This window comes from Enterobacter soli ATCC BAA-2102 (assembly GCF_001654845.1).
GTDB lineage: Bacteria > Pseudomonadota > Gammaproteobacteria > Enterobacterales > Enterobacteriaceae > Enterobacter > Enterobacter soli.
On record NZ_LXES01000009.1, the window covers coordinates 80,855 to 107,192 of the forward strand.

Sequence of the window (26,338 nt, forward strand, 5' to 3'; positions counted from 1 at the left end):
CGGTTTACGTAACCGGATGGCGGCTACGTAGCGTGTTTTTGTGGGCCGGATACGCGAAGCGCCATCCGGCAATGGATTAGCGCTTCTCTGCCATCAATTGTTCTGCCAGGGTTTTTAGCTCAGGCACGTATTGTTCGTCCACTGGTGCAAACGGTTTTCGGCACAGCGGCACAGAAAGCACATCCATGTAGTGCAACACGGTTTTCAGACCACGGAAGACACCCGCTTTTATCAGCAGGTCGATGACCTTGTTACACTCGCTTTGTAGCCTTTGAGCGGTCACGTTATCCCCTTCGCGGATCGCTTTGGCGATCGCCTGGTAACGCCAGCCCATGATGTTGTAGGTACTGCCGATCCCGCCGTCAGCACCAGCCAGTAAGCCTGATGCAAAGATCTCATCGTAACCGTTGTAGAGCACCAGATCGGGATGCGCGCGGCGGATCTGTTCCATCTGGAAGAGATCGCCTGATGTTTGTTTCAGTGCGCCAACACCCGGCAGGGTGACCAGCGTGTCTATCTGATCCAGCGTCAGCCTCACGCCGCTGAGCGCGGGGATGTTGTACACCACCATTGGCAAACCATCAGCCGAATCAATAATTGCACGGTAATGGTCGCAATGTTCTTCAAAGCTGAAGGGATAGTAAAACGGTGTGACGGCGGACACGGCGTCAAAGCCAAAACGGGCCGCTGCGCTGGCGAGTTGCTGGCTTTCTGTCGTGCTGATACAGCCGACATGGGCAATCAAGGTGATTTTCCCTTTCGCCTCTTCCGCCACAATTTCCATAACCTGTTCACGTTCAGACAGGCTTTGTACAAAGGCCTCCCCCGTCGAACCACCAACATAGAGCCCGTCGATCCCCTGCTGAATATTGAACTGCACCAGACGACGCAGACTCTCTTTATCCAGTGCCTGCTGGGTGTTAAACGGGGTCAGGAGTGCGGCCATTACGCCACGTAATTGCGTTGCCATAGATACCTCAATGAATGACTGGTTTGTTTTAACGATATACCTTTATACCTGTTATACCAGATCAATTTAGCAGCAATGGCATACAGAACGCTTATATTGCGATCTGCTTCACTAAAGGATCGTTATTTTTTGGCTTTGGAATTCTGCCCGAAGGCATGCCAGGTGGCCGATACGCTGTTGAGGTGGGTTTGTAGCGCACGATCGGCTTCATCAGGATCGCGACGGCGGATCGCATCAACGATCGCAATATGCTGCCGATAGCTGATTTCATTGTGCTGATAAAGTTCGGAATCTGCGACTTTAGGTCGCGCGGCAATCAGCCAGTCGAGCAACGCAACGTGAATCGCCATGAAGATGGGGTTACCGGGGATTTCGGCCAGCACTCGGTGGAAATCGACATCGGACCGAATAAACAGGGTGTTGTCGTCCAGCGACTCGCTGTTGATTTCCAGCGCTTTTGTCAGGCGTTCCAGCTGCTCGTTTGTGGCATATTCCGCAGCAAAGCGCACAAGACTGGATTCAAAGAACAAGCGTAATTGTTCAAAGTGAGCAATGCCGCCAGGCTGGGTCAGGAAATCTTTCGCCATGCCGGAAAGTTCGCTGATGATGGTATCAGCAGAAGGCATGGAGACGCGGGCGCGTTCTCCGTTGTTGATTTGCACCAGTCCTTTACGCTTTAGCGCGGCAAGCGCCTCACGCACGGACGGGCGCCCAACGTTAAAAAACTCCATCAGCTCGCGTTCAGAGGGCAACTGTTCTCCCTGAGCGAACTCCTTGCGGCGGATCATCTGCTCCAGCTCTTCTTCCACCATATCGGACAGCTTTTTGCGCGCCAGCGGACGACGTCGCAGGCTGCGGCCAATGGATTCATCAGAGTTTTCAGCTTTAAGATCAGTCGGTTTCATTGCAGTCCGGTGCCGGAAAGGGAGAAAAATTCATCATAACACAGGAAATTACAGGTGGCGAAAAGGGGCAGAAAGCAAAACAGGCCCGATGGGCCTGTTTAATTATTTCACAACGCGCAGCGCCGGACGGCCACCGCGCGGCGGCGGATCGTCATCAGGATCGTGGTCGTTGTGATGGTCAGGTTTGTCACCGTCAATGATAGACATCACCGTATCGCTTTCGCGATCGTCGGATACGTCGTCATCATTCAGGCTGGCACCGTCTTCATCATAAGCCGCTTCCGGCTCGAACATGGTACCTGCACCGTTTTCACGCGCATAGATAGCCAGTACAGCAGCGAGCGGCACAGAAACCTGACGCGGTACACCGCCGAAGCGCGCGTTAAAACGCACTTCGTCGTTCGCCAGTTCCAGATTACCTACCGCACGCGGTGCGATGTTCAGCACTATCTGTCCGTCGCGTGCGTATTCCATTGGCACCAGCACACCCGGTAACGTCACATCCACAACCAGGTGCGGCGTGAGCTGGTTATCCAGCAGCCATTCATAGAAGGCGCGCAGCAGATAAGGACGGCGTGGAGAAAGTTGTGACATTTCCACAGTCATTAGCCTCGGCCGAGACGCATTTCACGTTCCGGCTCTGTCAGAGAAGCCAGGAAAGAGTCGCGTTCGAATACGCGAGTCATGTAGCCTTTCAGCTCTTTCGCACCCGGGCCGCTGAACTCTACACCCAGCGTAGGCAGGCGCCACAGCAACGGAGCCAGATAGCAGTCTACCAGGCTGAACTCGTCGCTCAGGAAGAAAGGTTTCTGACCAAACACTGGCGCAATCGCCAGCAGCTCTTCACGCAGTTGTTTACGTGCAGCATCCGCTTCAGACGAGGAACCGTTAACGATAACGTTCATCAGCGTGTACCAGTCTTTCTCGATACGCTGCATGTACAGGCGGCTTTCACCACGCGCAACAGGGTATACCGGCATCAGTGGCGGATGCGGGAAACGCTCATCAAGATATTCCATAATGATGCGGGATTCCCACAGGGTCAGCTCACGATCTACCAGCGTCGGCACGCTTTGGCTCGGGTTGAGATCGATCAGATCCTGAGGCGGGTTATCCTTTTCCACATGCTCGATCTCAAAACTGACACCCTTCTCGGCCAGCACGATACGAACCTGATGGCTATAAATGTCAGTAGGACCAGAAAACAGCGTCATTACCGAACGTTTGTTGGCAGCGACAGCCATGAAAACCTCCAGGTATATTCAGAATTTTTACTGCTACCAGCCCACCAGGGCCAGCCAGATGAAATATCGCCCATCCCAGAGAAGACACATTGTTCAAGAATCGAACAAAAATCGAGTATTCACCGATATTTGGGCAGAAAATTGGATGATAGTTTACCAGATTTTACGACCATTGTGGTGAGGGGATTCTGGAAATGTGGAAAAAGAGGACATATATGCATTGAATTTGTGGATAACCTAAGCATTATCCATAAAAAAACCCGCCGAAGCGGGTTTTTCGCCAATCGTTCTGCGTGAGCAGAAAATGATTAACGTTTGGAGAACTGTGGACGACGACGTGCTTTACGCAGACCCACTTTCTTACGTTCAACCTGACGAGCGTCACGAGTAACGAAGCCAGCTTTACGCAGTTCAGAACGCAGGGATTCGTCGTACTCCATCAGAGCGCGGGTGATACCGTGACGGATCGCACCTGCCTGACCGGAGATACCACCACCTTTAACGGTGATGTACAGATCCAGTTTTTCTACCATATCAACCAGTTCCAGCGGCTGGCGAACTACCATGCGGGCAGTTTCACGACCGAAGTACTGTTCCAGAGAACGTTGGTTGATTACGATTTTACCGCTGCCCGGTTTGATGAACACGCGAGCTGCGGAACTTTTGCGGCGACCAGTGCCGTAGTATTGATTTTCAGCCATTGCCTATAATCCCGATTAGATGTCAAGAACTTGCGGTTGCTGTGCCGCGTGGTTGTGCTCGTTACCTGCGTAAACTTTCAGTTTACGGAACATAGCACGACCCAGCGGGCCTTTTGGCAGCATGCCTTTAACCGCGATTTCAATCACACGCTCAGGACGGCGAGCAATCATCTCTTCAAAGGTCGCTTCTTTGATACCACCGATGTGGCCGGTGTGATGGTAGTACATTTTGTCTTCGCGCTTGTTGCCGGTTACAGCAACTTTTTCTGCGTTCAGAACGATGATGTAGTCACCAGTATCAACGTGCAGAGTGTATTCCGCTTTGTGCTTACCGCGCAGGCGACGAGCCAGTTCGGAAGCCAGACGGCCCAGAGTTTTACCGGTCGCGTCAACAACATACCAGTCGCGCTGTACGGTTTCTGGTTTAGCTGTAAAAGTTTTCATTAAAAGCTTACCCAAATAATAAGTTACACGTTGGTGAACACCCAAACGTTTAGTCAGTTGAGGCTCACACGACAAAGTCCGGCAAACCTACCCCTTCGAATAGCAAATGCCGACACATAGAAAGTTTCGGGAAAAAAACCTTCTCGTAACGTGGGGTCGCAAGATTATAGAGAAGTTGAGGTCAAAGATCGACCCTTAAATGTGATTCGGAGCGGGTTTTTCGGAGGGTGAGTTTTGTGCGGCCTGATGCCCTCACCCCCAGCCCTTCTCCCACTGGGAGAAGGTAGCATTTATGGCATATGCTCACGCTTGAGGTACTCTTCGCTTTGCATCTCCTGCAAACGCGACAGGCAGCGCTGAAACTCAAACTTCAGCCGTTCGCCCTGATACACCTCATATAAAGGCACTTCTGCGCTCACCACAAGCTTCACATGGCGCTCATAGAATTCATCCACCAGCGCGATAAAACGGCGCGCTTCGCTCTCCATCAGCAGCGTCATGACGGGCACATCCAGTAGCATCACCGTGTGGAACAGGCGTGAAAGCGCAATGTAGTCATGTTGACTGCGGGCATCCACGCAAAGCGTGGTGAAAGAGACTGCCAGCGTTTGATTCTCAACGCCCTGCGTTTGCAGTGGCCGGTGGTTAATGTCCAGCACCGGCATGTTAGTTCGCGCCGTACCCGCAAGCGCCAGCCACAGCTTATCCATCTGGCTTTGTGTGTCGGCGTTTAACGGTGACAGCCACAAATGTGCCTGGGTCAGCGTGCGCAGACGATAATCCACACCCGCATCAACGTTCATGATGTCGCAATGCTGCTTGATAGCATCAATGGCTGGCAGAAAACGCGCCCGCTGCAAACCGTTTCGGTAAAGCTCGTCAGGGGGAATGTTCGATGTGGCCACCAGCGTAATCCCGCGCGCGAACAGCGCTTTCATCAGGCCACCCAGCAGCATGGCATCGGTGATGTCGGAAACGAAAAACTCATCGAAACACAGTACGTCCGTTTCGGCTTTGAAGCGCTCGGCAACAATATCCAGCGGATCGCTCTGCCCCTGTAGCGCCGTCAGCTCTTCATGAACACGCAGCATAAAACGGTGGAAGTGCAGGCGCTGTTTACGCGTTCCGGGCAGGCTTTGGTAGAACATATCCATCAGCCAGGTTTTACCGCGCCCCACGCCTCCCCACATATATAAGCCACGAACTGGTGCACTCACCTGCGGCTCTTTTTTTCCGAGCAACCGTCCAAATGCCGCTTTTAACCCACCGCTTTGCACTACGTCTGCGGGTTTTGCCGTGAGCTCCTGGTAAATCGTATCCAGTCGGTTTACCGCTTCACGCTGAACGTCATCCGGCTGATGCGAGCCCTCATTCAGGGCCTGTTGGTATCGCGATGAGGGGGAAAGGCTTTGCATGATATTGTTGTTATTCCTTCAGTTAATGCTCATCAGTGTGCATGACTGATGAAAAAAAGGCCGTTCTACACTACGCGATGATACGTCAGGATTCCACTTCTGCGGAAATAGCGGTTATAGTGGCATTATCAGGCACAGGCAGGAGCCGAGCCAACACCCTACGGAATCACAAGACAACGGGAGAAGTTCATGACCTGGGAATATGCGCTAATTGGTTTAGTCGTCGGCATCGTGATCGGTGCTGTGGCCATGCGTTTCGGTAATCGCAAATTGCGTCAGCAGCAGTCCTTACAGTACGAACTGGAAAAGAATAAAGCTGAACTGGAAGAGTATCGCGAAGAGCTGGTCAGCCACTTTGCCCGTAGCGCCGAGCTGCTGGACAACATGGCGACTGATTATCGCCAGCTGTATCAACACATGGCAAAAAGCTCCAGCAGCCTGCTGCCGGAACTGACCGCGGAATCCAACCCATTCCGCAATCGTCTGGCTGACTCCGAAGCCGGTAACGATCAAGCCCCGGTGCAGATGCCACGCGACTATTCAGACGGCGCATCCGGCCTGCTTCGCGGTGGCGCAAAACGCGATTAATCGCACAACCTGAATATATTTTACGGGTGCACATGCTGCACCCGTCCTTTCTTTCTGACCCCAGCTATTATTTAGTCAAACACCTCATTGTTCAGCGGTTTAAAATTCAATAACATCAACATGTTTTTGGGGCCGTTCTTCCTTTATTTCAGGTTACGAGAGTCAGCATCGATGAAGAAAAAAAACCAGCTTTTAAGCGCTATCGCGTTAAGTGTCGGGTTATCTCTCTCGGCGTCCTTCCCTGCAACCGCAAGCCTGCCTGCGCTGGTTCCGGGGCAGGCGACCATTCCTAGCCTCGCACCGATGCTGGAAAAAGTGCTGCCTGCTGTAGTGAGCGTAAAGGTGGAAGGCACTGCGCTGCAAAACCAGCGTGTCCCTGAAGAACTGAAAAAATATTTCGGTGATGAATCCCCCGACCAACAGGCCCAGCCTTTTGAAGGTCTGGGCTCCGGGGTGATCATCGATGCCGCTAAAGGCTATATCCTGACCAACAATCACGTTATCAGCCAGGCCGATAAAATCAGCGTGCAGCTGAACGATGGCCGGGAGTTTGATGCCAAACTGATTGGCGGTGATGACCAGAGTGATATCGCACTGTTGCAGGTGCAAAACCCCAGTAATCTGACGCAAATCGCCATCGCAGACTCCGACAAACTTCGCGTCGGTGATTTCGCCGTGGCGGTCGGTAACCCGTTTGGCTTAGGGCAAACGGCAACCTCCGGCATCATTTCCGCGCTGGGGCGCAGCGGCCTGAATCTGGAAGGGCTGGAAAACTTTATCCAGACCGATGCCTCTATTAACCGGGGTAACTCCGGCGGCGCGCTGCTTAACCTGAACGGAGAACTGATTGGCATTAATACCGCTATCCTGGCGCCTGGCGGCGGCAGTATCGGTATCGGTTTTGCTATCCCGAGTAATATGGCCAAAACCCTGGCGCAACAACTGATGCAGTTTGGCGAAGTGAAACGCGGGCTGTTGGGCATTAAAGGGATGGAGATGAGCGCGGATATCGCTAAAGCGTTCAACATCAACGTGCAGCGTGGCGCGTTTGTCAGCGAAGTGCTGCCAAACTCCGGCTCCGCTAAGGCGGGGGTAAAATCAGGCGACGTCATTGTGAGCCTGAATGATAAGCCTTTGAGCAGTTTTGCCGAGCTTCGTTCACGTATCGCCACCACCGAACCGGGTGCCAAAGTGAAACTCGGCCTGATTCGCGATGGCAAGCCGCTGGATGTGGAAGTCACGCTGGATAAAAGCACGTCCTCTTCGGCCAGCGCAGAGCTTATCGCCCCTGCGCTGCAAGGCGCGACCCTGAGTGACGGGCAGCTTAAAGACGGCACGAAAGGCATTACTATCGATAGCGTCGAAAAAAGCAGCCCTGCAGCTCAGGCGGGTTTACATCAGGATGATGTGATCATCGGCGTGAACCGCAACCGCGTGCAGTCCATTGCGGAAATGCGCAAGGTGCTGGAAAGTAAACCGACGGTCATTGCCCTGCAAATTATGCGTGGCAATGAGTCTATCTATATTTTACTGCGCTAAGCATTTGCGACTCCGGACATCGCCGCTGCGTGTGATGTCCGGAGAACTCATGTTATGCTGCAAACCGTTCCTTTTTTAACGACACGCGCATCATGCTTTTAAAGCTCTTTCGTTCTATTGCCATCGGTTTGATTGTTGCAGGCCTGCTGTTAGTGGCTATGCCGTCTTTACGTCAGTTCAATAAGCTGACGGCACCGCAATTTGACAGCACGGATGAAACGCCTGCCACTTACAACCAGGCCGTTCGCCGTGCCGCCCCCGCCGTGGTTAACGTCTATAACCGCGGTCTTAACAGTTCGAGTCATAACCAGCTGGAAATCCGCACCCTCGGTTCCGGTGTGATTATGGATGAACGCGGCTATATCATTACCAACAAGCACGTTATCAACGATGCCGACCAGATAATCGTCGCATTGCAGGATGGCCGCGTGTTTGAAGCGCTGCTGGTTGGCTCAGACAGCCTGACCGACCTTGCCGTGCTGAAAATCAACGCCACTGGCGGCCTGCCGGTCATCCCGATTAACCGCAAACGTACGCCGCATATCGGGGATGTTGTTCTGGCGATTGGTAACCCATACAACCTGGGGCAAACCATTACCCAGGGGATTATCAGCGCCACCGGTCGAATCGGCCTGAACCCATCAGGCAGACAAAACTTCCTGCAAACGGATGCCTCTATCAACCACGGTAACTCCGGCGGCGCGCTGGTGAACTCGCTGGGTGAACTGATGGGGATCAACACCTTATCTTTCGATAAGAGTAATGACGGCGAAACGCCTGAGGGGATCGGTTTTGCAATCCCGTTCCAGCTGGCCACCAAAATCATGGACAAGCTGATCCGCGATGGTCGCGTGATCCGTGGCTACATTGGTATTGGCGGACGTGAAATTGCCCCAATGCATACCCAGGGTGGCGGCATTGATCAGATCCAGGGGATCGTGGTCAACGAAGTGTCACCTGGCGGCCCGGCAGCCAATGCAGGTATTCAGGTCAACGATGTGATTGTGTCAGTGAATGGCACACCGGCGGTATCTGCGCTGGAGACCATGGATCAGGTTGCGGAAATCCGTCCAGGTTCGATCATTCCGGTAGAAGTGATGCGTAATGATAAGAAGCTGACAATCCAGGTGACTATCCAGGAATACCCGGCCACAAACTGACGCGCATAAAAAAACCGAAGCCTGTGCTTCGGTTTTTTTTGCCGGGTGGCGCTTACGCTTACCCGGCCTACAAGGGGGAGGACGTTTTACTTGTTAACGAACTCTTCGCCCAGGGTGATATCTTTCTTCAGCGTATCCAGCATCCCTTCCATCGCGTTCTGTTCAAACGCGCTCAGTTTGCCAATAGACTGACGTTCTTCGATACCGTTTTTGCCCAGCAGCAGTGGCTGAGAGAAGAAGCGTGCGTGTTCGCCGTCGCCTTCAACGTAAGCGCATTCCACCACGTTTTTCTCGCCTTGCAGAGCGCGAACCAGAGACAGACCGAAACGTGCAGCCGCCTGGCCCATAGACAGAGTTGCAGAACCGCCACCCGCCTTCGCTTCCACCACTTCGGTGCCTGCGTTCTGGATACGTTTGGTCAGGTCAGCCACTTCCTGCTCGGTGAAACTCACACCCGGGATCTGAGACAGCAGAGGCAGAATCGTCACGCCTGAGTGACCACCGATAACCGGCACTTCGATGTCGGTTGGCTGTTTGCCTTTCAGTTCAGCAACAAAGGTGTTGGAACGGATGATATCCAGCGTAGTCACGCCGAACAGTTTGTTCTTGTCGTAAACACCGGCTTTCTTCAGCACTTCTGCTGCGATAGCCACGGTGGTGTTGACTGGGTTAGTGATGATACCTACGCACGCTTTCGGGCAGATTTCAGCGATCTGTTGTACCAGGTTTTTCACGATGCCAGCGTTGACGTTAAACAGGTCTGAACGATCCATGCCTGGCTTACGTGCGACACCTGCAGAGATCAGCACAACGTCAGCACCTTGCAGGGCAGGACGCGCATCTTCACCGGAGAAGCCTTTGATTTTCACAGCTGTCGGGATGTGGCTCAGGTCAACCGCCACACCTGGGGTTACCGGAGCAATATCATACAGGGAGAGTTCTGAGCCTGAAGGCAGTTGGGTTTTTAGTAGTAGGGCAAGCGCCTGGCCGATACCACCAGCAGCGCCGAGGACTGCGACTTTCATCCTAAACTCCTTATTATGGTTAACTTAAGTATCTGAAACTCCGTTGCGGCGACCATAATTCAGCAAGTCAATAATTTCAATTTTCGTAGCTAAAGAATTTGAGGTCACTCGCCTTTCGCCAACGCCAGAATGCTATCGGGCAGCAGGCGGCAACGAATTAAGAGGTGGTTACAATACACCCTGCCCCGCCACCAAAACAACATCAATTTGATAACATTTAATTTACTTTTAACCTTATTTGCGCGGCGTGACCCAGGCATGTTTTCTGATAACGAAATCTGATAAAATCACTCCCTTTCATAACATTATTTCAGCCTTACACCTGGCAGATAGTTTGCATAAAAATTCATCCACATGCATAATAATGTTGTTTCTACCGTCATATTCCGGGTGACTTATGCGAAGCTCGTCTAAGCAAGAAGAATTAGTGAAGGCGTTTAAAGCGCTACTCAAAGAAGAGAAATTCAGTTCTCAGGGAGAAATTGTTCAGGCGTTGCAAGAACAAGGCTTCGATAACATTAACCAGTCGAAAGTCTCCCGCATGTTAACCAAATTTGGCGCAGTACGTACGCGTAATGCCAAAATGGAAATGGTCTACTGCCTGCCTGCTGAGCTGGGCGTACCAACAACCTCAAGTCCACTGAAAAACCTGGTGCTGGATATCGACTACAACGATGCCGTTGTGGTTATCCACACAAGCCCGGGCGCTGCACAGCTGATTGCCCGTCTGCTGGACTCCTTAGGTAAAGCGGAAGGCATCCTCGGTACCATTGCCGGCGATGACACCATCTTTACCACTCCGGCAAATGGCTTCTCTGTAAAAGATCTCTACGAAGCCATTCTGGTGCTGTTCGAACAAGAGCTGTAACCCTTCTCCCCGTGGCCGCTGGCTGCGGGGATCATCCTGCTCCCGCCTCGTTTCACCCTACTTTGTACCACTCTTCACTTTGACAAATAGTGCGTTTTACCGCGTTCAAACATTCATTTGGTGAATGCTAAATCAACAAATCGCACAAAAAATCAAAGTCTCATATCCATATGATTTTTTTAGACATAACCAAACAACGTGACGAGAAAATGACCATTTTTATACATTTTGGTTATAAAAAATACGTTGGTTAACACTTAATTACCACCGAAACAATTAGCATGGTATTAATTTTTGTCGTTATTAGTGTATACTTGATTTTGTGATGAGGGTCACGAAACAAGACCCCAATAAAAAAATTCGACGAGGTAAAGAATCATGAAAATCAAAACTACTGTAGCGGCTCTGAGCGTTCTGTCTGTCCTGTCATTCGGTGCTTTCGCAGCCAACTCCATCAACGCAGATCAGGCGCAATCCCGCCAGGCAATCGGTACGGTTTCCGTAGGTGCTATCAGCACTTCGCCTATGGATATGAACACGATGCTGAACAAAAAAGCGGAAGAACAAGGCGCGTCATCTTATCGCATCATTGAAGCCCGCACTGGCGACCACTGGCACGCAACAGCTGAACTGTACAAATAAGAATTGCTGATATCTGAAGACATAATTTCCCTTAACGGCACCAGGCATAAAAAAAGCAGTTTAACCCTTCTCGCCGTTAAGCAAACACGATTCAGGAGTAATGACTATGAACACTAAATTAATCATCGCAACCCTTGGCCTGGCCTCTGTTCTCTCTTTTGGCGCGAGCGCCGCAGTTCACCAGGTGAATGCCGAACAAGCAGAAAATCTGCAATCCATGGGTAGCGTATCTGTTGCAGCGGTAGCGGGTTCTCCGATGGATATCCGTCAGGAATTGGCCGCTAAAGCTGAAAAAGCAGGCGCCAGCAGCTATCGGATCACCGAACTGAACGAAGGTGACCACTGGCACGCAACGGCTGAACTGTACAAATAAACCCTCGTCGTATCTCATCATACGACTTGCCCCTGACTCCGGTCAGGGGCTTTTTTTTATCTGTGATTCAATACCGGGCGTTAAAACGCAACTGCCCTTCAAGCTCTTCTTCAGCCTCATCGAACAACAACACCAGCGCACCAAAACGCCTGCGCAGTTTTTCCGGCAGATGGATAAATTCGATTTCCAGCGGTAATGGCAACTGATTGCCGGTAACCACATCCCACAGTGTGTCTAAATTGGTGACGCTTTCCCGCTCCAGGTCAAACACCCGAATAAAGTCACGATAGAAGTCTTCCTGACTGTCGATCTCGTCAAAATCAAATGTGTAGGTTTTCATTGCCAGCCACCCGGTCCAGGCGGGCGGCAGATGCCGCCCTGACGATTATAATCCCCCAATATGCAGGGTTTTGACTTCCAGAAACTCTTCCAGCCCCAACACAGAGCCTTCACGGCCTAGCCCTGACTCTTTAACGCCGCCGAAAGGTCCCAGCTCAGTCGAGACGGCGCATTCGTTAATGCCGATCATGCCACTTTCAATGGCCTGAGAAACGCGGAACACGCGCGACAGGTTCTGGGTATAGAAATAGGCTGCCAGGCCGAAGGGAGTATTATTGGAGCGCTGAATGACTTCCTCTTCTGACGTAAAGCGGAAGCAGGCAGCGACCGGGCCAAATGTCTCTTCTGCTGCAAGCAGCATATCTTCGTGGCAATCACCCAAAACAGTCGGTGTCCAGAAGTTACCGCCCAGAGGATGCGCCTTGCCGCCTGCCAGCACGGTTGCACCTTTGGCAACGGCATCTTCAACATGCTCGCGCACTTTACTCACCGCCGCAGGCTCAATCATCGGCCCCACGACAACGCCCTCATCAAGCCCATTTCCGACTTTCAGCGCTTTCACGGCATCAGCAAGCTTGTTCACAAACTGGTCGTAGACGGTTTCCTGAATATAGAAGCGGTTTACGCTGACGCAAACCTGCCCGGCATTACGGAATTTGTTGGCGATAGCACCTTTCACGGCGGCATCGATATCGGCATCTTCAAAGACGATATAGGGCGCGTTTCCGCCCAGCTCCATAGAGACTTTTTTCATTGTCTCGGCCGCGTTGCGTACCAGCGTTTTACCTACCGCAGTCGAACCGGTGAAGGAAATTTTACGTACATCGTGGCTGGCCATAATCGCATCGCTGATTTCGTGCGTGTTCCCTGCCACGGCGTTTAATACACCATCCGGCACACCCGCCTGTTTTGCCAGCGTCAACAGAGCAAAGGCGCTTAGCGGCGTGTTATTAGCCGGTTTGATCACGCCAGTGCATCCCGCGGCCAGCGCCGGACCCAGCTTACGCGTCAGCATCGCCATCGGGAAGTTCCAGGGCGTAATCGCCGCCACCACACCGACAGGTTCACGGGTAGCCAGAATGCGCGAGCCGGGTTTGATCGGCGGGATAATCTCACCGTTCGCCCGTTTAGCCTGTTCAGCAAACCACTGGATAAAACTTGCTGCATACTCAACTTCGCCCTCGGCCTCTTTGAGGGGCTTACCCTGCTCGGTGGTCATTAACCGCCCGAGCCAGCTTTTGTTTTCAATAATCAGTTCATACCAGCGATACAGGATCGTCGAACGCTCCTTCGCTGTTTTCGCCCGCCAGGCGGGGAAAGCACGGGTCGCCGCCGCAATGGCGTCTTCGGTTTCTTTTTTTCCTGCTTTTGCGACTTTGGCGATCACCTCACCCGTTGCCGGGTTGAGCACATCAAAGGTGGTTGTCAGCGTTATCCATTCGCCATTTACCAGATAACCGGTCTGAAAGAGTGCATTGTCCTGAAGTGCCTGGGTAGTCATATGTCCTCCCTTTCTGAGTTTAAGAACTTGCAAGACTAAGTATAGCCACAAAAAAACCGACGCTTTTGGCGTCGGTTTTTTAAGGTAATCAGTTGTCTGTTAGCGCGTTCTGGTAGCGATGAAGCATAAACACCAATCGCTCTACCGGCTCTGTGACCTGCGGTGGCGCTTCCCAGATGCGCAGCTTCTCCTGGTAAATATCCAGCTCTTCCAGCAGCTGCTTAAAGTAGCGGCGGCGTTTGTCATCACTGGAGGCTGAAATGACATGATCGGCGGTGCGGCGCAGCTGGCGGTGAAACGCTGAGAGATCGTCGTTGATCGGCACTGGCGCATTTCGCAAACGCTGGTGCGCGATGATCATCGTTAATGCCAGGCGGAACTTGGCGATGTCGCCAGGGAATTTATTCAGCAGTAAAAACAGCTGCTGATACAGCGCGGGCAAGTGGTTCTCTTTACGCCGCGCGGCGTTGGTGGTCATAGACGATACCGCAGCCGAAACAAACTGATTTAACAACACGCGGCCGGTGCGCGCCTGTGAGTTATCGCGTACCAGCAGAATGACCATCATCGCCAGGAAGCAGCCCACCAACTGCCCCAGCGCGCTGTCGAGGAACTGACTGAAATGGAAGGTCATTGGGTTATCCAGCACAATGATGTTAATGGTGCTCGCCAGCGCCCCCAGAGAACCAATACGGCGCTTCTGTACCTCAATACCAATAAAGAAGGCCAGTACCGCCAGGCTAATACAGAGCAGCAGCATACTTTGCTGGGTCGAAGGGATGATCACCAGGAAATAGAAGGCGCCAATCGGCAAGGCGGCAATGGTCCCGTACAGGAAATCAATCGCCACCATCCGTGGGTTTGGCAGGCGCATTGCCAGCGAGGTGACAACGGCAATCATCACCATGGCACCGCTACCGGAAGTCCAGCCCGTCCAGAGCCAGAACAGCGTGCCAAGCATACAGGCAAGCGTTGTACGCCAGAAGTTAACCATCGCGTGATGCCGCTCGGCAGACTCCGGCTTGATAACCACTTCGCCTTGCAAGACGTCTTCTTCGGTTGCGCTGATTTTGGTGTTGCTGATCACGCCACGTTTGAGCAACAGATAGCGTGTGGCCGCGCCAACCCAGGTATAGATTGTCTCCGGCGTATCGCGTTCACCCGTCCAGGCGATGACCCTACGCATACGTTTAAGCTGTTTGTGGACATCCTGTACCGTTTCAACCGGCTCATCAAACAGCTCCCGGAAGGTATCGGTCACCACTTCCGGGCGCGTGTTCTGGATAAGATAGGTTTCGCACGCCTGGGTTATCAGGGTGAGTGATAGCGTATTGATGGCTTTCAGGCGGCGATTAGCACGCGCCCAGCGGGATGACTCCATGTTCAGGTTGCTGCGCATCCCTTCCAGAGCTGCCGTGCGACGCACCAGCCCGCTCCAGGCTTTATCAACCACTTCGCTGTCGCCATGCTTAATGCACAGCTGCATCAGTTGATACTGCGCAACCAGCAGCGAATCCAGCTCAATATCGACTTCTTGTTTGATTGAACGAGGCGAGAAAAGCAGGTCGGCTACAATGGCGCAGACAATACCAATGACGATTTCACTACAACGCTCCACTGCAAATTGCGGTGCGAGCAGCGGATCGGTCTGAATAGTGATGATGATGATCAGCGCGGTATAACCCGAAAGCCCCCAGGCGTAAGAGTTTTCCACCTTCACAAGGGAAGAGATCCAGGTACAGAAACCGGCCCAGATACAACACACCATCAGCATCAGCAGAGGCGTGCGGATCATCAGAATGATGATCGTTAGCGCCGCAATACAGCCGATGAACGTCCCGACGATACGCAACATCCCGCGGTAGCGGATAGCGCCCGAGTAAGGTTCACCGCCCGCAGCAAATGCCGGGCCGGCGGCCACAATCGCCGCCGTCAGCACAGCCCAGCGGGGTGTTTCCAGCTGGAAGTGAAAGCCGACAAACAGCGCCAGCACAATGGCACATGCCAGCTTCACGGCGAAGCGGATGTGCTGGCTGGCGATGGAGAAGATGCCCATAGCGATTAACCAAACTCACGCAGGCGATGTGCGATTTTACGGAAGATAGAATCCTGGCTGGCATCCCGGTCTTTTTCGCCGGTAATCACCACCGTGGCGGTTGTCCCCGCAGGCCACAGGTTCCCCTGCTGCTCATCCAGATGAATACGCACCGGCACACGCTGCGCCAGACGCACCCACTCAAGATTGGAATCAACGGTAGCCATGCCTTTCGTGTCGTTGGTGCTGCTGGAGTTAGTGACACCCGCTGCTACGCTGTCCACCGTTCCTTTCAGCACGCGGTTACTGCCAAGCGGAGTAATTTCTGCACGATACCCCGGACGCACGCCCTCAAGCTTGGTTTCTTCCATATAGGCAAGTACGTAGAATGAGTTTTGCTTCACCAGCGCGACCGCGGTGGAACCCCGGGTAATAAACTCACCGGTATAAACATTCAGGTTTGTCACCCAGCCGTCAGAGGGCGCACGGATCACGGTACGCTCCAGATCGAGCTTCGCCAGATCGCGCGTTGCTTCAGATTTGGCCAGTTGATGCAGCACGGTTTGCAGCACGTTATTGGACTGGTCAATCTCTTCACGAGACATAGCCTGAACACCTAACTGGTTGCGGCGTCCGGCTTCACGACGTTTTTCAGCCGCCAGTGCCTGGTAGTAGGCTACGTCGGCTTCAGCCTCTTCTAAGGCTTTTTGATAACGTGGCTGGTCGATGGTGAACAGTACCTGATCCTTTTTCACCAGCTGGTTATCGTGTACGTTCACCGCAGTGATAAGACCGGCGACATCTGGTGCTATCGCCACCACATCGGCACTAAAGCGCGCATCGCGCGTCCACGGTGATTCGGTGTAATAGACCCAGGCGCGAAAAATAGCGATGAACGCGAGGATAACCAGCGCCATGGTGATGGCGGTGCGGGAGATTTTTCTTGTTAGCGTTTTCACATCGACCTCAGACAAACATGCGCGATATTAGATAAAACAGGCAGCAATACAGCGCGGTATTAAACAATGCAGGATGCCAGACGAAATCGTAGATCCCGGTAGGAACCAGCACCTTGCGCACCAGCCAGAAGATCGCCAGTGATAAAAGAAGTTCGAAGAATATCGGTGGGAACGACAAACCGAACACCACGATAACGGGAAACAGACTCATGTTGACCTTGATTAGAGAGAGTGCAGGCTACAGAATTTTTAAGCACACGCCACCGCAGGAGAGCAAGAAAAGCTGGGCGAGAGTGGCGTAGCCGTTATGTAATTAATAATATATTAACGTAACTGTTATGCTGTTATCTATAATATGTGATCTAAATCACTTTTAAGCCAGAGTGAACAATGGAACGTTTAAAACGCATGTCGGTCTTCGCCAAAGTGGTCGAACTTGGCTCCTTTACTGCCGCTGCCAGACAGCTCCAGATGAGCGTCTCTTCCATCAGCCAGACGGTTTCGAAACTGGAAGATGAGCTACAGGTAAAACTGTTGAACCGGAGCACTCGCAGCATTGGGCTGACGGAAGCGGGCAAAATTTACTACCAGGGTTGCCGTCGCATGTTGCAGGAAGTGCAGGAAGTGCACGAACAGCTCTATGCCTTTAACAACACGCCCATCGGTACGCTGCGCATCGGTTGTTCTTCAACTATGGCACAAAATGTACTCGCTGGCATGACAGCTGAAATGCTCAAAGAGTACCCCGGATTAACGGTAAATCTGGTCACCGGGATCCCCGCGCCGGATCTGATCGCCGACGGGCTAGATGTGGTGATCCGCGTCGGTGCGTTGCAGGATTCCAGCCTCTTTTCCCGCCGCCTGGGGAGTATGCCTATGGTGGTCTGCGCCTCAAAGAGCTACCTGGCCCAGTATGGCGTCCCGGAAAAACCCGCCGACCTCAGCAACCATTCATGGCTGGAGTACAGCGTCCGCCCGGACAACGAATTCGAGTTGATTGCTCCGGAAGGCCTTTCAACCAAACTGCTGCCGGAAGGGCGGTTTGTCACCAACGATCCGATGACCATCTCGCGCTGGCTGGTTGCAGGTGCCGGGATCGCCTACGTGCCCCTGATGTGGGTGATCAACGAGATCAACAGCGGAGTACTGGAGATCCTGTTCCCGCGCTATCAGTCCGACCCACGTCCGGTGTATGCCCTGTACACCGAAAAAGACAAGCTGCCGCTGAAAGTGCAGGTGTGTATTAACTATCTGACGGAGTATTTTGTGGAAGTGGCGGAGCTGTTTCAGGGAATGCGGGGAAGACGCAAAGAGTAATAATTAAATCCCGGAAGAATATTTGGCATGAATATTTCCGGGATTCCCCCGCCGCATTTCAGGAATTTTCCCGCCTTACTATCAAGAATAGCGAATTGACACCGCCACCACCCGACATTTACCGTGTAAGCAGTCTGACATTCAGACTGTTATTTTTTTGTTACCAATATGAATAATAAAAATATAATTTTCAGGATTATTTAAACAAGGACCAGAAATGAATCTATTTGAACAAACACCGCCTTCACGCAGGCGCTACGGGCTTGCTGCGTTCATTGGGCTGATCGCAGGGATTGTCTCCGCGTTCGTCAAATGGGGAGCCGAAGTGCCCCTTCCCCCGCGTAGCCCCACCGATTTATTCAGCGGTGCATGTGGGCCAGAGCAATTAATAAGAGCAGCGAGTCAGATTGATTGCTCTCGCAACTTTTTAAATCCTCCTTATATATTTTTACGCGACTGGCTGGGTGTTGTTGATCCTAACGCGGCGGTTTACACATTTGCCGGGCATATATTTAACTGGGTTGGCGTCACGCATATTATCTTCTCTATCGTCTTCGCCGTAGGTTATTGCATAGTTGCAGAAGTCTTCCCAAAAATTAAACTCTGGCAAGGCCTGCTCGCCGGTGCACTAGCGCAGCTTTTTGTCCACATGATCTCGTTCCCGCTGATGGGGCTGACCCCACCGCTTTTCGAACTCCCCTGGTATGAGCACGTTTCGGAGATCGTGGGGCATCTGATCTGGTTCTGGTCGATTGAAATTATTCGCCGTGATTTACGTAACCGTATCACTCACGAGCCCGACCCTGAGTTCCCGCGCGGAAACTTACGTTAAAATAAATGGCGCTACCCACAGAGTAGCGCCATTTTTCATGTCGGGTCAGGTCAGGCTGTGCCGCCCACCGTCAGGCTGTCCACTTTCAGCGTTGGCTGGCCTACGCCAACCGGCAGGCTCTGACCTTCTTTACCGCAGACGCCCACGCCGTTATCCAGCTTCAGATCGTTACCCACCATCGAAATCTGCTGCATGGCTTCAATGCCGGAGCCAATCAGGGTTGCGCCCTTCACGGCTTTGGTCACTTTACCTTTCTCAATCAGATACGCTTCTGAGGTGGAGAAGACAAATTTACCGGAGGTGATATCCACCTGGCCGCCGCCAAAGTTTGGCGCGAAGATACCGTAATCAACAGATTCGATAATCTCCTGCGGTGTGGATTTGCCCGGCAGCATGTAGGTGTTGGTCATACGCGGCATCGGCAGGTGCGCATAAGACTCGCGACGGCCGTTACCGGTTGGCGCAACACCCATCAGGCGCGCGTTCAGTTTGTCCTGCATGTAGCCTTTCAGCACACCGTTTTCGATAAGCACGTTGTACTGGCCCGGCGTACCTTCATCGTCGATAGCCACAGAGCCGCGGCGATCGCGCATCGTGCCGTCATCGACCACAGTGCAAAGCTCAGACGAGACGAGTAGCCCCATCTGGCCACTGAATACGGAAGTGCCACGGCGGTTAAAGTCGCCTTCCAGACCGTGACCCACGGCTTCATGCAGCAGCACGCCCGGCCAGCCAGCCCCCAGCACTACCGGGAATGTCCCGGCAGGCGCAGCAACGGCATTCAGATTCACCAGCGCCATGCGCACGGCTTCTTTGGCCCATGCGTCAGCGCGTGTTTCACCGTCAACATCGCCCAGGAACCAGTCATAACCGAAACGACCGCCGCCGCCGCTTGAGCCGCGCTCACGTTTGCCGTCGTCATCGACCTGCACGCTAATGGAAAGACGCACAAGCGGACGCACGTCCGCTGCCAGGGTGCCGTCAGTCGCGGCAACCAGGATTAATTCATAGACGCCGCTCAGGCTGGCAGACACTTCCTGTACACGTTTATCGGCGGCGCGAGCCACTTTGTCCACGCGGCGCAGAATATCCAGCTTCTCTTCGCGGCTCATGCTTTGCAGTGGATCGATGCTGGTATACAGCGGGGAGTGCTGTACTTCACCCAGCGTTTTTACCCGGCCATCGCCAGTGTCACGCACGATGGTACGCGCGGCTTGCGCGCTTTGCTCCAGCGCAGCCAGGCTTATCTGATCCGCATACGCAAAACCGGTCTTCTCACCGCTGACGGCACGCACACCAACGCCCTGGTCGATGTTATAAGAGCCATCTTTAATGATGCTGTCTTCTAAAACCCAGGATTCGTGATAGCTCGACTGAAAGTAAAGATCGCCGTAGTCGAGTCGGCGTTCGGTCAGTTGACCAAGAATGGAAAACAGGTCCTGATGGCTCAGGCCGTTCGCTGCCAGCAGATGTTCACTTACCAGGTTCAGACTCATCGTTTTGCTACTCGTTCGTTGCCGCCAAAAGGCGGTAAATAAATTCTTATCAGTTGAGAGTGAGGCAATTAAGTGCCTTCGTCAAATCATTGCTGTGCATCTTTGCGCGGCTGGCGCAGCACTTCATTAATCTGCGGCTTATCAACCGGGCCCGTAATACGGTAACGCAGAATAGAGACTTTACTCCACAGCGGCCCCAGCACTTTACTGGCTGCAAACACCGCCGCGCCGATAATAGGGTTCACCACGAATGCCGTCGCAACGCCTACGGTTGCGGAGATCTCTGGTGCAACCACGGCCTCCATATTCAGCTCGCGGCGAACGAGATCCACCGAACCTTTCATGGCGATATCAGCTTCCAGGCCATCCACCAGCGTGTCGTCCGTGTGCAGCACACCATCTTTGATCCAGGCCGTACTGCGGATGGAATCATAGTAGAAACCTTCGCTGAAGGTATCGCTGAAATCGAAACGCAGCTTACGCAGCAGGGCATCAAAGCTCAGCAGGCGCAGGATCTGCCCTGCATGGCCGGTGCTGACATCTGCGATCTCCCCTTTACCAAAGTTGGTTTTCAGGATGCCGTTCAGGGAAGCTTCGTCTGGTTTCCACGGCGCTGCACGCCAGTGCAAATCATAGTTCACGTCAAACGAGGAACCACGCAGCGGAGTACTGATACCAAAGAAGTTGGCCGCCGCATCCAGTTTGTTCCCCTTAATTTGCCCCTTGAGGGATGTACGCTGTTCGCCTGGGTTATTCACCCATTCGCCCTCTGCCGTCAGGCGCCCAAAACCGGTATCCACCAGACCGCCGGAAAGACTTAACGTATTTCCCTGAATCGCTAAATCAGCGTCGATACGGCCATACTTTTGTCCCCACAACCAGCACTCGGCGCAGCGCAGTTGCAGATCGGGCCAGCCGCTGAAATCCACACGCGCAGTGCTGCTGAACGGCGACGAGTTTGCTGACTGATCTTTCCCGGACGCAGTCACCGGGTTGTAGTAGAGGTAGCGGATCGCCGCTTGCCATGGCGCATGATTACGCAGGGTGAGTGTGCCGTTGATCTCTCTGCCCTGCGCCTCGACTTTCGAGCCAGTCGCCGTGGGCTGCGAGACAATGCTGAGGTTATTCCACTGCTGCCCGGCCATCGTCAGCGCCGGGGTGCGCAGGGTAACGGTTTGCGGGAATTGCGCAGCGTCGTCGACATTTTGCCCGACACCTTTCTGGAACAGAGCCAGCCATTCAGCGCCATCCATCGGCGGCAGATTCAGCTCGATGCCTGATTGTTCCGGCAATGGCGGGATGGTGCGGCTGTCCGTGGTCCAGATGGCTTTATCAAGGGTAAGCTTGCGGTTCAGCAGCCAGCGGCTATTAAAGTGATTCGTGCCGTTCGCATTGCCAGTCAGCTCAAAGCTGTTCAGGTTGCCATCCACGTTAAGCTTCACCGGCAGCGACTGGCCGGCTTTCTTATTCAGCGGCGCCGGAAGGTCACTGCTGAGGTTTTTCAGGTCGCCGGTAATGTCGACGTTATACCGCGCGCTGGCGTGATACGGCAGCTCAATGCCAACCTTACCCTTCCAGGACACTGCGCCGTTGATGGCGCCCGCAATCGGCTTTGGTAACACGTCCATGCGGGATGGCTGCCAGCTGGCGTCCATATTGACGGCCACCTGATAGGCTTTTTCACCCTCAGTGGTCGAAAAATCAATGTTAACCGGCTGATTGAACCAGCTCGCCTTCAGCGGATCACTCTTCAGATTGCCGTTCTCAAAGCTGAACTGCCCGGTGAGGTTTTTCAGCGTGCTATTAAGCGGTTTGATAAACAGGCTGTTGTTGTTAAGCCGGACGTCGCCTTTGGCGGTGGTCATCTTCCCGTCCAGCGGGATGTCCAGATGTAAGCGAGCATTCACATCGCCATCAAGTTGCAACTCCTGAAGGGTAGCGGCCAGGGACTCTTTCAGCGGCGTCTCTTCAAAGTAAGGACCAACGGCTTTACCTGGACCGTTGATATCCGCATCAATGAGCAGTTTTTCTTTCGAATAGTCCGGGATGTTCGCCGTCAGGTTGCTGGCGGTAACGCCTCCAAGCCCAACGCTTGCCGACTTCATCCACAGCCCGTCATTGAGGAAGTTAAGCTCAATATCGAGGTTTTTCAGCGCAGGCCAGTTCGGCTGGAAGGCAAAGGTGGCGTTGTGCAAAGGCACCAGCACCTGGAACTGCCCTTCATTATGTTTGTACGGGAAAAGATGCGGGTTGCCGCCATACACCAGCGTGGCGTTATCGGCCTGGCCGCCCTGGATCGCGCCGCTCAGGTAATCCACCAGCTCTTTGCCCATCAGGTTTTCCGGGAAATAGCGCCAGGCCTGAGAGCCATCGTCAGTGCTAATACCGGCCAGGATGCCGAGCCAGGGTTCATCACCCTCCGGCTGCAAATAACGGAAGTCACCGCGGGCATGTACCGCTTTGGCTTTCACATCAATATTGCGTCCATCCAGCTGGAAGCCGTTATCATTTTTGAGCCAGTTAAGCGTGGCGGTGCCTTTTTCTATCTCCAGCGGGGCGCGGAATACCGTTTCGTATGGCATTTTGGCGTCGGTCATTTCTGCCGTCAGCCTGCCGTCCTCAACGCTACCTTCCAGCTTGCCGCTAAAGTGCTGCGCGCCTGGCAGCAGTTTCCACTGTTTCCAGGCCAGGTCTTTCCATGTCGCCTGGAAACGGGTTTTTTCTGTGGCCTGTAAGGGGATATCCAGCGCCAGCGCCTCTATCTGCCCGCTTGGCTGTGTTGCCAGCCAGATGTCACCCAAATCAGGAGAGAGTTTGGCCGCCATTGAACGCAGCCCTTCGACTGCGGCCAGATCCAGATTGCTGGCGCGGATGCGTAACTCATCGCTACGTTTACTGCTTGTCCCGCCAACATCCTGCTCGGGTATCCAGGCCAGCGCCAGCGCGCCACGCGGCCAGGGTTTGCTGTCCATGGTGATGCGTGTATCCGGGATAACGAATTGCCAGCCGTTCTGTACTTTGGTGACGTGTGCGGTCAGGTTATCAACGGATAGCTGATGCTGCTGGTTTTCCCCTTTCCAGCTCCCGCCCCCCTGCTTCAGCCAGATATCACCGCTGGCGAATTCGCCTTTGGTCAGCGTCATCCAGCCTTCCAGGCTAAAACGGGCGGTTTCCAGCTGCATGTTTTGCTGTAACCAGTCGCCCAGCCAGGGCTTCACATCCACATCATCGGCTTGCAGCCAGACCTTGCCATTGTTCAGCAGACCATTGTCATCGCGCAGATCCATCCGCACCTGCATCACGCCGTGCTGCCCGTTCAGGCTGGAGAGGTTAACCTGCCCTTCGGCGCGATGTCGGTCTTTGCCGTTAAGCCAGGTCAGCTGTGGAATGGCCAGCTCAGCGCGCTGGCCAGAGAGCGTAATGAAGCTCACTTCGCTGTCGCGCAGATCGAAATGATCGAACTGGCGCAGGAAGAGATCGCTTATCCGGTTGGTTTCGATACCCTGGCTACTGTCGCCGCTGCGCAGTGGGGTGTTGGTCAGAAACTGGAGCTGATAAAAGGTGAGATCGCGAAACTGCCAGCGAAGATGCAGCAAGCTTTGCCAGACATCCAGCGCCAGAGTCACACGTTTGATTTTCAGATAGCCGCCATCTTTCAGGCTGGCATTGATATCCCGCACATCGAGCGTCGGGCCAAAGTTTTGCCAGTTGGCGCTAACCTGGCTCACGTCCACCGGCACGCCGGTGGCGGATTCGATTTTCGCCAGCACCTGCGGGCGCCAGCTGTCCAGATGCGGTAAAACGAGGCGCAGCCCGCTCACGAGCAACGCGACAATCACGACAAGCGTTGCCCCTGTAAGCAGTAAAATCCCCGGCAATCGCCTCACGCATCTCTCCTTGTCAGCCTTTGGTCTCGCAGCGTACTGCGTCTTACATCATGACTACGTCAAACTGCTCCTGGTTATAGAGCGGCTCGATTTGCACTTTAACCTGTTTGCCGACAAAGATTTCTACTTCCGCCAGCGCGTGCGACTCTTCACCTTTGAGGGCCTCAGCCACCGCAGGGGAAGCATAGACCAGAAAACGGTCAGAGTCGTAGGCGTGATGGACACGAACAACTTCACGCATGATTTCGTAACAGACAGTCTCCACCGTCTTTACGGTGCCGCGGCCGTGACAGGTCGGGCATTCATTACACAGCACGTGCTCTACGCTTTCGCGGGTACGCTTACGCGTCATTTCCACCAGACCCAGCTGTGAGAAGCCGTTGATACTGGTTTTCACGCGATCTTTACTCAGCGCCTGCTCCAGCGAGTGCAGTACGCGGCGGCGGTGATCTTCATTATTCATATCGATAAAATCGATGATGATAATGCCGCCCAGATTCCGCAGACGAAGCTGGCGCGCGATGGCCTGCGTCGCTTCGATGTTGGTATTGAAAATGGTGTCATCCAGATTACGATGGCCAACAAAGGCTCCGGTGTTGATATCCACCGTGGTCATGGCTTCGGTCTGATCGATAATCAGATAACCGCCCGATTTGAGCTCAACCTTGCGCTCAAGCGCGCGCTGGATTTCGTTCTCTACGTCATAGAGATCGAAAATCGGCTGGCGGCCGGAGTAGTGCTCCAGCAGACCGGGCATTTCCGGGATATATTCGGCGGTAAACTCCAGCAGCGCTTCATACGTCAGGCGGGAGTCAACACGAATTCTGTCGAGCTGCGCATCGGCAAAGTCACGTAATACGCGCTGAGCGAGCGCCAGTTCGCCGTACAGCTGATAACGGGTCTGGTTGCGTTTTTTACGCTCCATCACCTTGGTCCAGACGCGTTTCAGGTAGGCCGCATCAGACGCCAGATCCTCTTCGCTGATCCCTTCTGCCGCAGTACGGATGATAAATCCGCCCTGTTCGTCGCAGTAGGCGCTCACCACTTTTTTCAGGCGTTCGCGTTCGCTTTCGCTCTCAATGCGCTGCGAGACACCAACGTGCGAAGCACCCGGCATAAAGACCAGATAACGGGAAGGAAGCGTGATGTCGGTCGTCAGGCGTGCGCCTTTGGTGCCCAGAGGATCTTTCACCACCTGCACCATCAGATCCTGACCCTGACGCACCAGCTCGGAGATGTCGCGAACGGCAAACTGTTTTTGCTCTTCGCCTGCAACGCACTCGGTGTGCGGCATGATATCGGAGGCATGTAAAAATGCCGCCTTATCCAGTCCAATATCTACAAAAGCCGCCTGCATACCCGGTAGTACACGACTGACACGACCTTTGTAGATATTGCCTACTATTCCGCGCCGCGCTTCACGCTCAATATGAATTTCCTGAAGAATGCCACCATCAATGTAGGCCACACGGGTTTCCGATGGCGTTACGTTTACCAACAATTCAGCCGTCATAATTATCCCTTCCCTCACGCAGTGAGTTAAAATTGCTCAGCAACTCATACGTTTCCACCAGCGGTAAGCCGACTACGGCGTGATAGCTGCCATTAATCTTCCTGACAAAACAGCCACCCAGCCCTTGAATACCGTATGCACCTGCTTTATCCATTGGTTCACCGCTGGCGATATACGCGGCGATCTCGTCGTCGGTAAGCACTCTGAACGTGACGTCCGTGACCACCAGGCAATCCAGTACGTCCTGGCTATCAGCCAGTGCCACTGCGGTCATCACCTGGTGAGTTTGTCCGGACATCTTGCGCAGCATTCGCGCCGCATGTTCTGCGTCGCGGGGTTTCTCAAGGACTTCACCGTTTAGAATGACGATGGTATCTGCCCCCAGCACCGGTAAATCACGCGGCACAAGCGCCACACCAGCACGCGCTTTTTCACGTGCCAGGCGGGAAACATACTGCTGGGCGCTTTCACCCTCAGCACGTTTTTCTTCAATGCCGGTAACGATGCGTTCAAAGGAGACGCCCAATTGCGTGAGCAACTCCTGACGACGCGGTGAACCAGAGGCAAGATATACAGACGTCATAG

25 protein-coding genes are annotated in these 26,338 nt (G+C 53.5%); 8 read left to right on the forward strand and 17 right to left on the reverse strand.

Annotated elements, in window-relative coordinates; genetic code table 11:
- Nucleotides 1-76: 76 nt before the first annotated feature.
- The 7 genes from nanA to zapE all read right to left on the reverse strand — a co-directional run bounded on the left by nanA (nt 77) and on the right by zapE (nt 5,679).
- Nucleotides 77-970: an N-acetylneuraminate lyase gene (nanA, locus tag M987_RS03090; protein WP_014071975.1), complete on the reverse strand. Its 894-nt coding sequence runs from the start codon at nt 968-970 to the stop codon at nt 77-79.
- Between the two features lie 122 nt (nt 971-1,092).
- Complete coding sequence (gene nanR / locus M987_RS03095) at nt 1,093-1,875, reverse strand: transcriptional regulator NanR (RefSeq protein ID WP_014071976.1); 783 nt, start codon at nt 1,873-1,875, stop codon at nt 1,093-1,095.
- Nucleotides 1,876-1,977: 102 nt separating this feature from the next.
- The gene (sspB, locus tag M987_RS03100) at nt 1,978-2,475 is read right to left on the reverse strand and encodes a ClpXP protease specificity-enhancing factor (RefSeq protein WP_041162289.1); all 498 of its coding nucleotides are present in this window, start codon (nt 2,473-2,475) and stop codon (nt 1,978-1,980) included.
- A gap of 5 nt (nt 2,476-2,480) precedes the next feature.
- Nucleotides 2,481-3,119, reverse strand: coding sequence for a stringent starvation protein SspA (sspA, locus tag M987_RS03105; RefSeq protein ID WP_014071978.1), 639 nt, complete (start codon nt 3,117-3,119; stop codon nt 2,481-2,483).
- Nucleotides 3,120-3,427: 308 nt separating this feature from the next.
- Complete coding sequence (gene rpsI, locus M987_RS03115; RefSeq protein ID WP_003860436.1) at nt 3,428-3,820, reverse strand: 30S ribosomal protein S9; 393 nt, start codon at nt 3,818-3,820, stop codon at nt 3,428-3,430.
- A 15-nt stretch (nt 3,821-3,835) separates the two neighbouring features.
- On the reverse strand, nt 3,836-4,264 hold the full coding sequence (gene rplM, locus M987_RS03120; protein ID WP_014071979.1) for a 50S ribosomal protein L13: 429 nt from the start codon (nt 4,262-4,264) through the stop codon (nt 3,836-3,838).
- 290 nt (nt 4,265-4,554) lie between these two features.
- Complete coding sequence (gene zapE / locus M987_RS03125; RefSeq protein ID WP_014071980.1) at nt 4,555-5,679, reverse strand: cell division protein ZapE; 1,125 nt, start codon at nt 5,677-5,679, stop codon at nt 4,555-4,557.
- 189 nt (nt 5,680-5,868) lie between these two features.
- On the opposite strand from zapE, the gene zapG reads away from it, so the two are divergent.
- The 3 genes from zapG to degS all read left to right on the forward strand — a co-directional run bounded on the left by zapG (nt 5,869) and on the right by degS (nt 8,966).
- Entirely contained in the window at nt 5,869-6,267 is a 399-nt protein-coding gene (gene zapG / locus M987_RS03130; protein WP_014071981.1) for a Z-ring associated protein ZapG, read from the forward strand.
- Nucleotides 6,268-6,438: 171 nt separating this feature from the next.
- Nucleotides 6,439-7,806 carry a serine endoprotease DegQ gene (gene degQ, locus M987_RS03135; protein WP_014071982.1) on the forward strand — a complete coding sequence of 456 codons (1,368 nt, stop codon included), beginning with the start codon at nt 6,439-6,441 and terminating at the stop codon, nt 7,804-7,806.
- A 92-nt stretch (nt 7,807-7,898) separates the two neighbouring features.
- Complete coding sequence (degS, locus tag M987_RS03140) at nt 7,899-8,966, forward strand: outer membrane-stress sensor serine endopeptidase DegS (protein ID WP_014071983.1); 1,068 nt, start codon at nt 7,899-7,901, stop codon at nt 8,964-8,966.
- An 86-nt stretch (nt 8,967-9,052) separates the two neighbouring features.
- Here the strand turns inward: degS and mdh are convergent, their stop codons facing one another.
- On the reverse strand, nt 9,053-9,991 hold the full coding sequence (mdh, locus tag M987_RS03145) for a malate dehydrogenase (RefSeq protein ID WP_014071984.1): 939 nt from the start codon (nt 9,989-9,991) through the stop codon (nt 9,053-9,055).
- Between the two features lie 397 nt (nt 9,992-10,388).
- Between mdh and argR the strand changes: the two genes are divergently transcribed.
- From argR to yhcN (M987_RS03160), 3 genes are all read left to right on the forward strand, one after another.
- Nucleotides 10,389-10,859, forward strand: coding sequence for a transcriptional regulator ArgR (gene argR / locus M987_RS03150; RefSeq protein WP_003860428.1), 471 nt, complete (start codon nt 10,389-10,391; stop codon nt 10,857-10,859).
- Nucleotides 10,860-11,237: 378 nt separating this feature from the next.
- The gene (yhcN, locus tag M987_RS03155) at nt 11,238-11,501 is read left to right on the forward strand and encodes a peroxide/acid stress response protein YhcN (RefSeq protein WP_014071985.1); all 264 of its coding nucleotides are present in this window, start codon (nt 11,238-11,240) and stop codon (nt 11,499-11,501) included.
- A 106-nt stretch (nt 11,502-11,607) separates the two neighbouring features.
- Nucleotides 11,608-11,874: a peroxide/acid stress response protein YhcN gene (gene yhcN, locus M987_RS03160; RefSeq protein WP_014071986.1), complete on the forward strand. Its 267-nt coding sequence runs from the start codon at nt 11,608-11,610 to the stop codon at nt 11,872-11,874.
- 67 nt (nt 11,875-11,941) lie between these two features.
- On the opposite strand, the gene M987_RS03165 is transcribed toward yhcN (M987_RS03160), so the two are convergent.
- The 5 genes from M987_RS03165 to aaeX form a co-directional block, all read right to left on the reverse strand.
- Entirely contained in the window at nt 11,942-12,214 is a 273-nt protein-coding gene (locus tag M987_RS03165) for a barstar family protein (protein ID WP_014071987.1), read from the reverse strand.
- A 45-nt stretch (nt 12,215-12,259) separates the two neighbouring features.
- Entirely contained in the window at nt 12,260-13,714 is a 1,455-nt protein-coding gene (locus M987_RS03170; RefSeq protein WP_014071988.1) for an NAD-dependent succinate-semialdehyde dehydrogenase, read from the reverse strand.
- An 88-nt stretch (nt 13,715-13,802) separates the two neighbouring features.
- Nucleotides 13,803-15,770: a p-hydroxybenzoic acid efflux pump subunit AaeB gene (aaeB, locus tag M987_RS03175; RefSeq protein WP_014071989.1), complete on the reverse strand. Its 1,968-nt coding sequence runs from the start codon at nt 15,768-15,770 to the stop codon at nt 13,803-13,805.
- A 5-nt stretch (nt 15,771-15,775) separates the two neighbouring features.
- On the reverse strand, nt 15,776-16,708 hold the full coding sequence (gene aaeA / locus M987_RS03180) for a p-hydroxybenzoic acid efflux pump subunit AaeA (RefSeq protein WP_014071990.1): 933 nt from the start codon (nt 16,706-16,708) through the stop codon (nt 15,776-15,778).
- A gap of 7 nt (nt 16,709-16,715) precedes the next feature.
- Nucleotides 16,716-16,919, reverse strand: coding sequence for a p-hydroxybenzoic acid efflux pump operon protein AaeX (gene aaeX / locus M987_RS03185; RefSeq protein WP_003860416.1), 204 nt, complete (start codon nt 16,917-16,919; stop codon nt 16,716-16,718).
- A gap of 179 nt (nt 16,920-17,098) precedes the next feature.
- On the opposite strand from aaeX, the gene aaeR reads away from it, so the two are divergent.
- Nucleotides 17,099-18,025, forward strand: a complete 927-nt coding sequence (aaeR, locus tag M987_RS03190) for an HTH-type transcriptional activator AaeR (RefSeq protein ID WP_014071991.1) — start codon at nt 17,099-17,101, stop codon at nt 18,023-18,025.
- A 217-nt stretch (nt 18,026-18,242) separates the two neighbouring features.
- Nucleotides 18,243-18,857: a YagU family protein gene (locus M987_RS03195; protein WP_014071992.1), complete on the forward strand. Its 615-nt coding sequence runs from the start codon at nt 18,243-18,245 to the stop codon at nt 18,855-18,857.
- 50 nt (nt 18,858-18,907) lie between these two features.
- Here the strand turns inward: M987_RS03195 and tldD are convergent, their stop codons facing one another.
- The 4 genes from tldD to M987_RS03215 form a co-directional block, all read right to left on the reverse strand.
- Entirely contained in the window at nt 18,908-20,353 is a 1,446-nt protein-coding gene (gene tldD, locus M987_RS03200) for a metalloprotease TldD (protein ID WP_014071993.1), read from the reverse strand.
- Between the two features lie 86 nt (nt 20,354-20,439).
- Nucleotides 20,440-24,240: an AsmA2 domain-containing protein YhdP gene (gene yhdP, locus M987_RS03205; protein WP_014071994.1), complete on the reverse strand. Its 3,801-nt coding sequence runs from the start codon at nt 24,238-24,240 to the stop codon at nt 20,440-20,442.
- A 43-nt stretch (nt 24,241-24,283) separates the two neighbouring features.
- Nucleotides 24,284-25,753 (reverse strand): ribonuclease G, encoded by a 1,470-nt coding sequence (gene rng / locus M987_RS03210; RefSeq protein WP_014071995.1) that lies wholly within the window; start codon nt 25,751-25,753, stop codon nt 24,284-24,286.
- Complete coding sequence (locus tag M987_RS03215; protein WP_014071996.1) at nt 25,743-26,336, reverse strand: Maf family protein; 594 nt, start codon at nt 26,334-26,336, stop codon at nt 25,743-25,745. The genes rng and M987_RS03215 overlap by 11 nt, the downstream gene beginning before the upstream one ends.
- Nucleotides 26,337-26,338 lie beyond the last annotated feature (2 nt).